This is a genomic window from Streptosporangium sp. NPDC003464 (assembly GCF_053588315.1).
The window spans coordinates 1-12,719 of record NZ_JBSFPS010000047.1 but is presented as its reverse complement, the minus strand read 5'-3'; the positions used below and the strand labels follow the sequence as shown (position 1 = coordinate 12,719).

Below are 12,719 nucleotides of genomic sequence, written 5' to 3'. Positions count from 1 at the left end.
GCCGAGCCCGCTGCGCTTCAGGCGACAGATGCCGCTGACGGCACCCGCCCTCGGAACCAAAGATCGGAAGCGAGCCGCGGCGGTACCGGAACGTACGCCGACGCCTCCGCGCACGCCTTGTCCGGTGCCCCACTCCGGCCTGCGGGAATGCGCTTACCGTACGGAACGGTCCCGTTGCGGGTCCGCCCCCGCCTCCCCCTCGCGGGTGTCCATTGCACTCGTCCGAACGGAGCGACCGGCGAGTGTTCGACCCCCCTCAGGCCTCAGGGGAGCCGGTTCCGCCACTCGCGGTCCCACAGAAGTTGCAGGAGTGCACTCACAGCCTACTGAAATCTTTCATCCAATTATTGCAATCGCCCAAAACATGGGGGTAACGTTCCAGCGCGTCAGGCCAATCGCACGCACCCCCCAGGAGGCCGCACATGGCCCACCTCGACCGCCGCCGTTTCCTCCAGCTCGGCGCCTTGGCCGCCGGGAGCACGGTCCTCACCGCCTGTGGCGCGGGCTCCACGGCCGCCCCCGCGCCCGTCGGCCCGACCGGCACCGCCGCCACCGGTGAAATCACCGTGTGGAGCTGGCAGGGCCCCGCCGCGATGATGAAGGCGCTGGTGCCCGAGTTCACGAAGGAGTTCCCCGGTATCAAGGTCGACGTCCAGGACATCGGCAACCCGGCCATCTGGGACAAGATCACTGCGGGCCTCGCGGCCGGTGGCCAGGGGCTGGGCGACGTGCTTCACATCGGCGTCGACTACCTGCCCGCCTACGTCGAGAAGTTCCCGGGCGGCCTGGCCGACCTCGTGCCGCTCGGCGCGGACAAGCACAAGGGCAAGTTCGCCCAGGGCATGTGGGAGACGGTGAGCCGTGACGGCAAGGTCTACGCCCTGCCGTGGGAGGCGAACTCGGCCGGTTTCTACTACCGGGCCGACCTGTTCGAGAAGGCCGGTGTCGACGTCGAGGCCCTGCGGACCTGGGACGAGGTCATCGAGGCGGGCATCAAGCTCAAGGAGAAGACCGGCGTCCAGCTGATCGGCATCGACAAGCCGGCCTCGGTGGGCGACTCGGCCGGCTTCTTCCAGACGCTCCTGCAGCTCCAGGACAGCTTCTACTTCGACATGCAGGGCAACATCACGCTCGACACCCCCCAGGCGATCACCGCCATGACGATCATCAAGAAGCTGAACGACGCGGGCCTGGTGGCCGACACCGCGGGCGGCTGGAACGCGATGATCAGCTCGATCAAGAAGGGCGCCGTCGCGGTGCAGGCGATGCCGACCTGGTTCGGCGGCATCATCGAGGAGACCGTGCCCGGCGAGAAGGGCAAGTGGAAGGTCCGTCTCCCTCCGGCGGTCACTCCCGGCGGCAAGGTCTCCGCGACCGTCAACTCCACCCACCTGGCCGTCGCCAACACCAGCAAGGCCAAGGCCGCCGCGTTCGCCTTCGCGGAGTACGTGCTGACCAGGCCGGAGTCGCAGGTGAAGATCTACAAGGAGAAGGGCATCGCGCCCGCTCTCCTGGCCGCCTACGACAACCCGGTCTTCCACGAGGAGTCGGCGTTCTTCAGCGGCCAGAAGAAGGGTGAGATCTTCCTCGACGCCCTCAAGCAGCCGTCCTACGTGACGAACTACACCGCCGACTACTCCCGCGCGCTGAAGGCCGTCACCGACGCGCAGAGCAAGGTGCTGCTCAAGGGCGCGGACCCGGCCACGGTCCTCAAGGAGGCGGCGGACCTGATCGCCCAGCAGACCGGCCGCACGGTCCTGCGATGACGGCGGGGAAGCCAGGGTGGGTGAGCGGCTGATGAGTACGGAGCGGACCTGGCGCAGTGAGCGCGGTGGCCGGCCGAGGGACGGGGCCGTCCGCGGAGCGGATGAGGAGTGGTGAGCGACTGATGAGCACAGTGGTCTCCGAGCGGGCCACCGCCGGGGCGTCCGCCAAGACGCCCCGGCGGGTGCGCCGCCCGGGAACGAAGGCCGCCCCCTACCTGTTCGTGCTGCCCGCGCTCGCCCTGTTCGCGGTCTTCAAGCTGTACCCGATCGCGTGGTCGTTCTGGCTGAGCCTCTTCCGGACCGACGGGGCGCTGCAGAGCTTCGCCGGGACGGCCAACTACGAGCGGCTCCTCAGAGATCCGCTGTTCTGGACCGCGTTGCGCAACACCGGCGTCATCCTCGTCGTCCAGGTGCCGCTGATGCTGGCCATCGCGATCGGACTGGCTGTGGCGTTCGGTTCGGCGCTGCTGAGGTTCCGCGCCTTCATACGGCTCGGCTTCTTCCTTCCGATGGTGACGGGGCTCGTGGCATACGGCGTCCTCTTCGCCGTCCTGCTCAACCCGCAGTCCGGACTGGTCAACTGGTTCCTCGGGCTCGCCGGCATCCCGGCGGTGCCGTGGCTGGCCGACACGCTCTGGGCGCGGATCGCCCTGGGCCTGGCCCTCACCTGGCACTACACCGGCTACAACGCGGTGATCTTCCTGTCGAGGCTGCAGGCGCTGCCCAGGGACCACTACGACGCGGCTGCCGTGGACGGGGCGAACGCGTGGAAGAGGTTCAGGCACGTGACCCTGCCGGGGTTGCGCCCGGTCGTCCTGCTCACGCTGGTCATGTCCACGATCGGCACGTTGCAGCTGTTCGACGAGCCGTACGTCCTCACCAACGGCGGCCCCGACAACAGCACGCTGACCCTGGGTCTCTACCTCTACAACAACGGTTTCAAGTTCTTCGACTTCGGCTACGCCTCGGCCATCGCCTACGCACTCGCCGTGATCATCGGGTTCCTCGGCATCGTGCAGTTCCGCTTCCTGGGAGACAAGTCGTGAACCGCAGAAACGCGGTGGGCGGCGTCATGCTGACGTCGTCGCTGCTGATCGCCGTCACCGTGGTGCTGGTGCCGTTCTACTGGCTGGTCGTGGGCAGCACGCACAGCACGGCCGAGGTCTTCGACAGCCCGCCGCCGTTGCTGCCGGGTGGGCACCTGCTGGAGAACCTCGCCAATCTGGAGGCCAGCATCGGCTTCAGCCGGGTGGTGCTCAACTCGGTGCTGATCTCCACGATCTACACGGTACTGGCCGGCCTGGTGTGCACGATGGCGGGGTACGGCTTCGCCAAGTACGACTTCCGCGGCAAGGAGTTCCTCTTCGGCCTGCTGATGCTCGGCCTCGTCATCCCCAGCCAGGTCACGCTCGTACCACTGTTCAAGATGATGCTGGCGCTCGACTGGCTCAACACATACCAGGCGATCGTGCTGCCCAACCTCGCGCTGCCGTTCGGCATCTTCCTGATGCGGCAGTCGATGTCCGCGCTGCCCGACGAGCTGCTGGCCGCGGGCCGGATCGACGGCTGCGGGGAACTGCGGCTGTTCGTCCGCGTGGTGCTGCCGCCGATGCGACCGGCTCTCGCCGCTCTGGGCATCTACCTGTTCCTCTACCAGTGGAACGACTTCGTCTGGCCCTTGATCGCGCTGCGGACCCGGGACGCCTACACGATCCCGCTCGCGATCGCCTCCCTGCAGGGCGCCACCGAGACCGACTACGGCCAGATCCTCGCCGGAACGGCCGTCGCCGCGCTCCCGATGGCCCTGCTCTTCCTTCTACTTCAACGACACTTCGTGTCCGGACTTCTCGCAGGAGCGGTGAAAGAGTGAGCGTCACGACCGCCGGGCTCGCGCCCGCGCCAACCGAGCACCTGCTCGACGACGTACGGCTGGCCGTCCTGACGCATACGCCGGGCGCGTCGGCGAGCTGGGAGCTGACCGCGCAGCAGGACGGCCCCGACCTGCTGGAGGTCCGCTCCGACGGGGAGACGGAGATCCGGCTCTCGGTCCCGCTGGGCGACACGGTGGGGTTCTGGCACCCCACCCGCTCCTGGAGCCGCCCGCTCGTCGCCGACTGGGCGGGCCTGGCGCACGTGTCGCTGGTCGAGGGGGCCGCCGCGGGCTGCCTGTACGACAGCGCCGGCCGCACGCTGCTCGCCTTCGCCGCCGTCGATCCGGTTCCGGAGACCGTGATGCGCTTCGGCGTCTCCGAGGAGAACAAGACCTTCGTCGTGCACCTGACCGTGCCCGCGAGCGCCTCGCCGTACAAGATGGTCTTCGCCAGGACGGCTCCGTCGGTCGCGGCTGCGATGCGCGGGCTGCGGACCTGGCTGGGGGCGGGGCCGGCGCCCGTGCCCGAGGCCGCGCGGCTGCCGGTCTACTCCACCTGGTACAGCTTCACCCAGGACGTCGAGGAGTCGGCCATCGAGGCCGAGGCGGCGCTGGCGGCGGAACTGGGCTGCGGCGTGATCATCATCGACGACGGATGGCAGGAGCTGGGGAACGGGCGAGGCTATCCGGGCGTAGGGGACTGGCGTCCGGACAAGACGAAGTTCCCAGACCTCGCGGGACACGTCGCCCGAGTTCGGGAGTTCGGGCTGAAGTATCTCCTCTGGGTCGCCCCGCTGCTCCTGGGCCCGGAAGCCGAATGCTTCCCAGAACTGTCGCCCTACGCTCCGGCTCCGGCCGGTGTGCCGGGCGCGCAGGTGCTCGACCCGCGTAGGCCCGAGGTCAGGCGGCACGTGGTCGAGCTGTGCGCCTCGCTGGTCGCCGACCACGGGCTCGACGGACTCAAGATCGACTTCTTGGACGAGGTCATGGTCTACGCGGGCGCGCCCGCGCACGGCGCGGACATCCCCGACGTCGGCACCGCCATGAACGTGCTGCTGACCGAGCTTCAGGCCGCGCTCGAGGCCATCCGGCCCGACGTGCTCATCGAGCTGCGCCAGCCGTACGTCGGGCCGGGCATGGCGCCCTTCGGCAACATGCTCCGGGCCGACGACTGCCCGGCCGACGCGACCGCCAACCGGGTCCGTACGATCGACGTCGGCCTGCTCTCCGTGCGCGGGGCCGTCCACGCCGACATGCTGATGTGGGACCCTGAGGGGGAGGCGCGGAGCGCCGCGCGCCAGCTCATCGGCCCGCTGCACGCCGTGCCCCAGATCTCCGTGAGACTCGCCGGGCTCAGCGAGGAGCACCGGCGGATGGTGGCGTTCTGGCTCGGCCAGTGGCGCAGGCTGCGGCCTCTCCTGCTCGACGGTGAGGTGGAGCCGGGCCGCCCCGACGAGCTGTACCCGGTCATCACGGCGTCGCGAGGAGAAGACTGCGTGATCACTGTCAGCGCCGACCGGGTGGCCACGCTGGACACCGCGCGGCACCGGCGGATCACGCTCGTCAACGGCACCGCCGCGGAACGCCTCGTCCTCGACGTCACAGGACCGGGAATCACGGTAGAGCTGATCGTCTACGGTGCGGCTGGATCTATGATCGAGCGGGTGGAGCGGCGGCTTGAGCCCGGCCTGTGCGCGCTGGCCGTCCCGCCCTCGGGCCTGGCGACTCTGGAGGAGACCCAGTGAAGATCGGCATCACCGAGGTGGCGGCGCGGGCTGACGTGAGCGAGGCCACGGTCAGCCGGGTCATCAACCGCCGCTCCGGTGTCTCCGCCAAGACCCGCGAGGCCGTCGAGCGGGCCATGGCGGAGCTGGGCTACGAGCGCTCCACCCGGGGGCAGATCGTCGCGGTGATAACGCCGTGGCTGTCCAACCCGTTCTTCGCCGACGTCGCCGAGCTGATCGAGGCCGCGCTGGCACCGCACGGGCTCAAGGGCGTGCTCTGCCCCGCCCTGCCCGGCGGCATCCAGGAACGCGAGTTCGTGACCGCGCTGGCCGACCACGGTGTCGCCGGGGTGGTGTTCCTGTCGGCCAGCAACACCATCGAGAACGCCGATCCCGAGACATACAACGTGCTGGCCGCGAGGCGGATCCCGTTCGTGGGGGTCAACGGCGGCTTCGAGGGGCACGACGCGCCGGTCTTCTCCACGGACGACCACCTCGCCGCCGAGCTGGCCGTGGAGCACCTGTTCTCGCTGGGGCACCGCAGGGTCGGCATGGCCGCCGGTCCCGTCGGCAACCGGCCCGCCGATCGCCGGGTCGAGGGATTCCTCGCCGCGCTGGAGCGGCGCGGGGTGGAGGACCCGGACCAGTGGGTGGTCCGGCAGTACTACACGATCGAGGGCGGCCAGTCGGCCACGTCCACCCTGCTCAGGCAGGATGTCACCGCGATCGTCGCGGCCAGCGACTTCATGGCGCTGGGCGCTATACGGGGCGTGCGCAGGGAGGGGCTGTCCGTGCCCGGCGACGTCTCGGTCGTGGGCTACGACGGCTCGATGATCATGGAGTTCGTCGATCCGCCGCTGACCACGGTCCGGCAGCCCGTCGACCGCCTGGCCAAGGAAGTGGCCCGTAGCGTGGTCGCCCTGGTGAGCAACCGCGAGGTGCCGCCGGGCGAGCTTCTGTTCAGTCCGGAGCTGGTGGTGCGGGCGTCGACGGCGCCGCCGCGCTCCGTCTGATTTTCTCGAATTTTCACCTCATCTCACCGTTGATCGCCTGAGATTCATCCGATCACCCCCTGAATCGGGAGACACCCATGAGGTACATCGCGTTATCCGTCCTGCTCGGCTCCTCCCTTCTCGCCGCCGCGGCCCTGACCCCGGCCCAGGCGGCGGCGGGCGGCCCGCTCGTCGTGGTCAACCCCGGCTTCGAGAAGGGCGTCGAAGGCTGGACGTTCACCTCCGGCACCGGAGTCGCCACCAACCTGCCGCACGGCGGCACCAAGCTGATCTACCTCGACTCCGGTGAGGACAGGAGCGTCAGCCAGACCGTCGTCGCCCCCGCCGCGGGCCGCTACTCCGTATCCGCCTGGATCGCCACCGGCGGCGCGGGCGGCACCTTCACCGTGCTGCGCAACGGCGCCGCCGCCGGCTCCGTGACCCTGCCGGCCCGCTCCACCTACACCCGCTACACCGTCTCCGACGTGGAACTCGCCGAGGGCGACCGTCTGGGGATCGTGTTCGGCTCCGGCTCCGGCTGGGTGAACGCCGACGACGTGATGGTCTCGCCCGGCGCGACCGCCGGGCCCCGCGTGAGCTCGTCCAACGCCGAGATCGTGGAGATGTTCGGCTGGGCCAAGGCCAAGGCGGGCAGCTGGGTGCATCAGAACGGCGTCCCCGGCCCGCTCAACGTCGACGAGCGCAAGCCCGCCGGCACCGGCGAGGGCAGCTACGCCTCCTCCTACTGGGCCGGATACGCCCACCGCAGCGGCTACTACTCCCGCGACTTCGCCCACCAGCTGGCCGGAGCGCACATCCTCGGCCTGGCGGCCGAGAACAAGGCGATGCTCCGCTCGTTCGCCGCCTCGGCCACCGAGGAGCACAAGTACTACCCGGTGTGGGCCCTCAACTTCGACGCCTCCACCTACCTCGACATCGACTACAGGAGCCCGACCAACTTCGTGCGCGAGGTGCCGGCCACGTTCGAGCTGGTCGAGAAGGCCAACCACGCGTTCCGCTGGAGCGGCGACCGCTCCTACATCGACGACCCGGTGTTCTGGGACTACTACCGGCACGCCACCAAGGAGTTCGTCGAGCTGCACGACGGCACCGTCCCCAACGGCTCCGTCAAGGTCGCCGAGGGCACCGGCAAGGGCATCTTCCAGGGCACGGCCAGCTACAACGAGGACGGCGAGCCGCTGATCGAGGCCGGTGACGGGATCGGCGCCCAGTACCAGGCGTACAAGGCGCTGGCGGACCTCGCCGTCGACAAGCGCGACCTGAAGCTGGCGGCGGAGTACGCGGCCAAGGCGCGCGAGCTCAAGCGCTACTTCAACGACACCTGGAGCCGGAAGGAGGGCAGCACCGACTTCGTCCGCGCCTACAACGTCTCCGGCGAGCCGGTGACCGGCTTCGGCAAGGAGAACAGCTGGTTCATGCCGATGAAGGGGATCATCGACGCCGGCCCGCGCAACGACGCCTACCTCGACTTCATCGACACCCAGGCCTCCGGCCCGGAGGGGCCGGTCAACATCGAGGCGTTCACCTACCTGCCCGACACGTTCTTCAGGCACAACCGCAACGAGACCGCCTGGAAGTGGATGCAGAGCGTCTACGACAGGCGTGAGAACAGGCACGTCGTCGGGCGCCAGGGGCTCAACGGCGACTACCCCGAAGTGTCGTTCACCCTGGTCAGCCAGACGGTCGAGGGCTTGATGGGCATCCAGCCCGATGCCCCGCGGCGCACCGTGGCCACCCAGTCGCGGCTGCCCGCCGACATCGGCTGGCTGGAGGTGGCCGACGTGCCGGTCGGGGACGGCAAGGTGACGGTCCGGCACGACGGCCAGACCTCGACCACGCTCACGAACGGTTCCGACCGTCAGACCTTCTGGGAGGCACGCTTCCCGGGCAAGCACCGCTGGCTGGAGGTCGACGGGCACCGCATGATCGGCATGCCCAAGGTGATCGACGGCGTCGGCTACACCGTCGCCCTGGTGCCCGTGCGCGCCGGCCGGACCGCCACGGTCAAGGTCTCCGGCTGACCCACGTCCGCCACCGCCCCGCCGTACCGGCTCCCCGCCTTCCGGGATCGGTACGGGGCTTGAGCAACAACGGAACGGCCAGTGGCGGTAGCGGGCTGAAGACCGCCGGACTGCCGCCGCTGGCCGTTCGAATGTCGTTCATTTACGTCATGTCCGTCCATCAATCGCCGGTGCCCTCCGGAACTTCCATGATCGTCTCACGGCACGGCGGCCGTCGGGCAGAGGATTCGAGCGTCCCTCTTCAGAGCCGCAGACCAAGTACGGGGGAAAGGGGCAACCCCCTGGTCATCGAGCAGTGCACCCAGCCCCGGCAGGTCGGTGTCGGCTCCGATCATCCAGCTCGCATCGGTCACGCCCTGCTCACCCGCGGCGCGTCGCGCGCAGGGTCATGTCCGGCTCCGGGTCCACGCCGACGACCGCACGCACCCGCTCGGCGATCGGCAGGGCCGGCCGGCCGATCCCTCGACCGAGGTCAACCACGATGTCGTCCCGGGTCAGCTCGAACGCCTCCACCAGCGGATCGATGACGGCTCGCGGGTAACCGCGCCGACACCGGTGACAGAAGTCGGCCGCTTCACCGCGGAAACCCAGATCCATGGCCATAACCTGCCCGCGTGTCGCCTGTCATCGTCCGTGAAGAGATCCGCGAACTCGTCCTTCAAGGCGTGGCCGGCCCGCCATCCCCGCTTCCACACGCACTTCACTCCGACCGGGTCCTCGTGGATCAACCAGGTCGAGCGGTGGTCCGGCTATCTGACCGACCAGCTGATCCGTCGAGGGGTCCACAAGAGCGTCCAAGCTCCGGAGAAGGACATCCGCGACTGGATGGATCGGTGGAACGACGGGCCCAAGCCATTCGTGTGGACCAAGACCGCCGAAGAGATCCTCGAATCCCTCGCTAAATATTGCCGACGAATTTCAGGCGTATCACACCAGGATGGCCACCTCTGCCGGCCCTGACCCGAAAATACGGGAGAAGGCAAGGATTACCCGCCCGTCTTCATCAAGGGCTATCACCATTTGAGGTCATCGGTCTACACAGGATCGTTACAAGAGATCCATTATCTCGACAACACCGCCTCTTACTCTTTTCTTTCCCTGCCATATCCCCCGAGCAAGGACGCTGATGAAGCTCTTCTTCGCAGGCCTGGTGGCAACGGCCGCGGCCGTGTCCGCGGTGGCCGTACCCGCTCAGGCGGCATCCGTCGCATCCGTGCAGGCCGCTCCAGTGGACCCGGTGAAAGCCCTGAAGGCCCAGCTGGTCCCGGGCAGAGGCGTAAAGATCATCGAATCAAGCGGCATCATCCTCGATTTCACCGCCGAGGACCGGGCTATGCAGATACGGGTGAACACCCGCACGGTCGGCACCCTGGCTTTCGGCAAGGGCAATGCAGCGGCTGCCGACCTCCGTGTCCGCATGTCCTCACCCCAGAAAGGGTCCAACCTTCCCTACCGGGTCATCGCCGAAGGCAGAAACGCCTACGTGACCAACGCCGGCATCGCCAAGGCGCTGCCTTCCGGTCGTTCCTGGATCCAGTCGAAGGCCAGTGGGCACAGAAACGCCGTCCCCGACATCGTCACTCCTGCCGAACTGAAGTTCATGCTGGACAACGCATCAGAAGTGGCGACCGGCGAGTATCAGGGCACCGCCACACTCGCCGACTTCCAGCACGACAGATCCGCCGGGGAAGGCGGCGTCGAGTTCCACCTGTACTTCGATGAGCACAACCTGCTCACCCGCACGGTCGTCGACACGACAACCTACCCGGACGACGACACCATGGCCTATGACCAGATGGTCTTCCACACCGATACCAAGTATTCGGACTGGGGCACCAAGGCGAAGATCGCCGCACCGGCGGCCAACAAGGTCATCAGTGAGAAGAAACTCAACGCGAAGACCCGCAAGGCCGTCATAAAGGCCGGCTATCCGGAGAGCGGCCCCTTCTGATCTGCGCCAAGAAGGAATCGACATCGGCGGGCGAGCCCATGTACATCTTTCCCGCCTGAGCAGCGTCCCTTCAGAGGGCATGGGAGCCAGTCAGGAGGCACCGAGCCCTTATGGGGGTCAAGGCGAGATCGCCAAGCGGCGAACCAGCGAGGTCCTGAGCTCCGGAGTGTGGGGCCGTACTGGGGACGACCAGCCGACATCGCCCGACAACCGCCGGATGCCGAAACATGATCCACAAGCGAAAAGCCCTGGTCATCGCTGAGATGACCAGGGCTTCCGTTAGGCGCGGGCGAGAGGATTCGAACCCCTGACCTTCTGATCCGTAGGGAAGGGCGGACGCCTTGTCAGTGCTCTTTCGCTCTGGTGGAGCGGTGGACGCGGGCCCGTACTGTGTGATCGCGTAAGACGGTGTTGCTGTACGCGCTGCTGTACTGATCGAGAAAAGTGGGCGTGACGAGTTCGCCTCTCACCCGTCAGGTCATTTCCACAGGTGTCGTCCGCCATGCCAGAAGGAGGGTCCGCCATCCCTGCTGAGCTGGAGCGGGCGGTGATGGTCGGGGCGGGACATCGATGTGCGATCAGGGATGGATCTGCTTGTGATGAACCTGGTCAACGACGGGCATCTCATCCCAGGGAAGGTCTGGCACACCAAAAGCCTCCTTGAGCCAGCATCTTTCGCCCTGACAGTCACACGGGAATGCCTGATAGCGCGAGATGTCCGTGAGCTCGTGCAACGCCGGAAAGATGCTCAGCCGCTCGATCAGCGAAGGCTCCACCGGATCCGGGGATTGGCGGAAAATGTAGTTAGTTGTAACGCCTGGCATTCTTTATCCTGGTCAAGGGCCCAGATACTGGCTGCTACGGTGCACGACCGTTAGAAGCTGTTTCCTGGATCGGGTCGGAGCCAGATAACCGGTGCGGCGACGGTGAGGTTCCCAGGCGTACGGCACCGCCCCTCGGCCGACACGTGGATCTCCGTGGTGAACCCGCCGCGTGAGCGCCCTGAGCACTCCCCGGTCGGATCACCTCCGCCAGCCGGGCCGCCAGGGTTGGCAGCACCGGATCGCCCAGATTTGTCCCCGCCCGGTCCCCCTTTCGCCGACTCGGCGACGGCGGGCGGGCAAGGGCCGCGCGGAGCGCGCCGGCTACGTGCTGGTGCGCTCGCACGGTCGTCGAATCCATCGACACGTCCCGGTCCACCCGCCCCTGCTCGTCTTGAGCCGCCTGAACCGCCGTCAGCGGCCGGGCATCGGTCGGATCTCCACGACCCATACGTCAAGAGCGGCAAGCCAGACACAGGCCGCCAGCGGATCTGACAACAACTCTTCGGGCCTGTTGCGAAAGGACTCGTAGTGTCTCAGGCGCGGGCAACTTATCCCTCGCCAGTCGGCCGTCAGCTACCCGGGGGAAGGAGGCTTTCCAGCGTCCGTGGCAGTGGATACACCCTCTCTGCGGGAAATAGCCGCTGGGCTTTGGTAGCGTGCCCGGTTTGTGTCAATACCGCGGCCTTGCGGACCTGGGGGGTGAGGTCGGTGAGGCTGACGATCCAGTCGTCGGTGAATGTGCGGATCAGATTGCGGCCGATGCCGACCTGGATGCTGTAGTGGTTCAGCGCCGCTCCGCGCAACGAGCGTTCCGGGTCCCACTGGACATGTACGGCCGCCTGGGTCACAGCTGCCGGATCCGCGGTCGTGAGCACGGCCTGGGACAGAGCTTCCTCCCAGCCCTGCCGGGTTATCCGCACTGCGAGAACGCGCTCTTGGCCAGGTTTGCGGGCCCAGTTGCTGCGATGCATGAGCCACAGGAATGAGGGCTTGATCCATGTCATCCTGTGGAATGAGAACGGCGCAACGAAGCGGCCCGCTCGCAGCGCTGCGTCGGCTATGGCAGGCGCGTATGCCTGGTAGACCACGATCGTGTCAGCGTCGTAGTCTGCGCGAATCTGGTACTGGGGTGCCATGCGTTGCACCCTGCCATCCGGTGCACTCGCATCGCGAAGCATTTTCCCCGCCCCCTGCCGGAGCGAATGTGCTGGTCATAGCCACTCGTTGATGGCCGCTACGAGGACGGTCGCCTCGTAGCGGACCGCGAGCTTGTCGTATCTGGCGGCCACGGCACGGTGCCTTTCGAGGCGGTTGATGCCGCACTCCACCGCCTGCCGAGCCTTGTAATCCTCCGGATCGAACTTCGGCGGACGACCGCCCCTGGATCCGAGTTTCTTGCGGTTGCGGGCCTGGTCGGCCTTGTCCGGGATCGTGCAGCGGATGCCGCGTCGGCGCAGGTAAGCACGGTTCTTACGGGAAGCGTATGCCTTGTCGGCACGCACCCGCCCGGGCCGGCACCACAAGGAGGCCCGGGCCGCGTTCGACCGGGC

Annotated in this window: 11 protein-coding genes; 8 read left to right on the top strand and 3 right to left on the bottom strand. The window is 67.6% G+C overall.

Features of this window, described 5'->3' with window-relative positions; genetic code table 11:
- Positions 1–422: 422 nt before the first annotated feature.
- From ACWDS7_RS13375 to ACWDS7_RS13340, 8 genes are all read left to right on the top strand, one after another.
- Complete coding sequence (locus ACWDS7_RS13375; protein ID WP_451929494.1) at positions 423–1,766, top strand: ABC transporter substrate-binding protein; 1,344 nt, start codon at positions 423–425, stop codon at positions 1,764–1,766.
- 122 nt (positions 1,767–1,888) lie between these two features.
- Entirely contained in the window at positions 1,889–2,812 is a 924-nt protein-coding gene (locus ACWDS7_RS13370; RefSeq protein WP_306867464.1) for a carbohydrate ABC transporter permease, read from the top strand.
- Positions 2,809–3,636, top strand: coding sequence for a carbohydrate ABC transporter permease (locus ACWDS7_RS13365; protein WP_451929493.1), 828 nt, complete (start codon positions 2,809–2,811; stop codon positions 3,634–3,636). The genes ACWDS7_RS13370 and ACWDS7_RS13365 overlap by 4 nt, the downstream gene beginning before the upstream one ends.
- Positions 3,633–5,381, top strand: a complete 1,749-nt coding sequence (locus ACWDS7_RS13360) for a glycoside hydrolase family 36 protein (protein WP_306867458.1) — start codon at positions 3,633–3,635, stop codon at positions 5,379–5,381. The genes ACWDS7_RS13365 and ACWDS7_RS13360 overlap by 4 nt, the downstream gene beginning before the upstream one ends.
- Positions 5,378–6,373: a LacI family DNA-binding transcriptional regulator gene (locus ACWDS7_RS13355; RefSeq protein WP_451929492.1), complete on the top strand. Its 996-nt coding sequence runs from the start codon at positions 5,378–5,380 to the stop codon at positions 6,371–6,373. Before ACWDS7_RS13360 ends, ACWDS7_RS13355 begins: the two co-directional genes overlap by 4 nt.
- Positions 6,374–6,450: 77 nt before the next feature.
- Positions 6,451–8,394, top strand: a complete 1,944-nt coding sequence (locus tag ACWDS7_RS13350) for a hypothetical protein (RefSeq protein ID WP_451929491.1) — start codon at positions 6,451–6,453, stop codon at positions 8,392–8,394.
- Between the two features lie 318 nt (positions 8,395–8,712).
- The gene (locus ACWDS7_RS13345) at positions 8,713–9,354 is read left to right on the top strand and encodes a hypothetical protein (protein WP_451929490.1); all 642 of its coding nucleotides are present in this window, start codon (positions 8,713–8,715) and stop codon (positions 9,352–9,354) included.
- Positions 9,355–9,520: 166 nt separating this feature from the next.
- Positions 9,521–10,345: a hypothetical protein gene (locus ACWDS7_RS13340; protein ID WP_451929489.1), complete on the top strand. Its 825-nt coding sequence runs from the start codon at positions 9,521–9,523 to the stop codon at positions 10,343–10,345.
- A gap of 578 nt (positions 10,346–10,923) precedes the next feature.
- Here ACWDS7_RS13340 and ACWDS7_RS13335 read toward each other — a convergent pair.
- The 3 genes from ACWDS7_RS13335 to ACWDS7_RS13325 all read right to left on the bottom strand — a co-directional run.
- A complete protein-coding gene (locus ACWDS7_RS13335) occupies positions 10,924–11,169 on the bottom strand; it encodes a hypothetical protein (RefSeq protein ID WP_451929488.1) in 246 nt (81 codons plus the stop codon).
- 569 nt (positions 11,170–11,738) lie between these two features.
- Positions 11,739–12,305: a DUF4291 domain-containing protein gene (locus tag ACWDS7_RS13330; RefSeq protein ID WP_451929487.1), complete on the bottom strand. Its 567-nt coding sequence runs from the start codon at positions 12,303–12,305 to the stop codon at positions 11,739–11,741.
- Between the two features lie 75 nt (positions 12,306–12,380).
- The coding region (locus ACWDS7_RS13325; protein WP_451929486.1) for a transposase at positions 12,381–12,719 on the bottom strand (339 nt) is incomplete at its 5' end.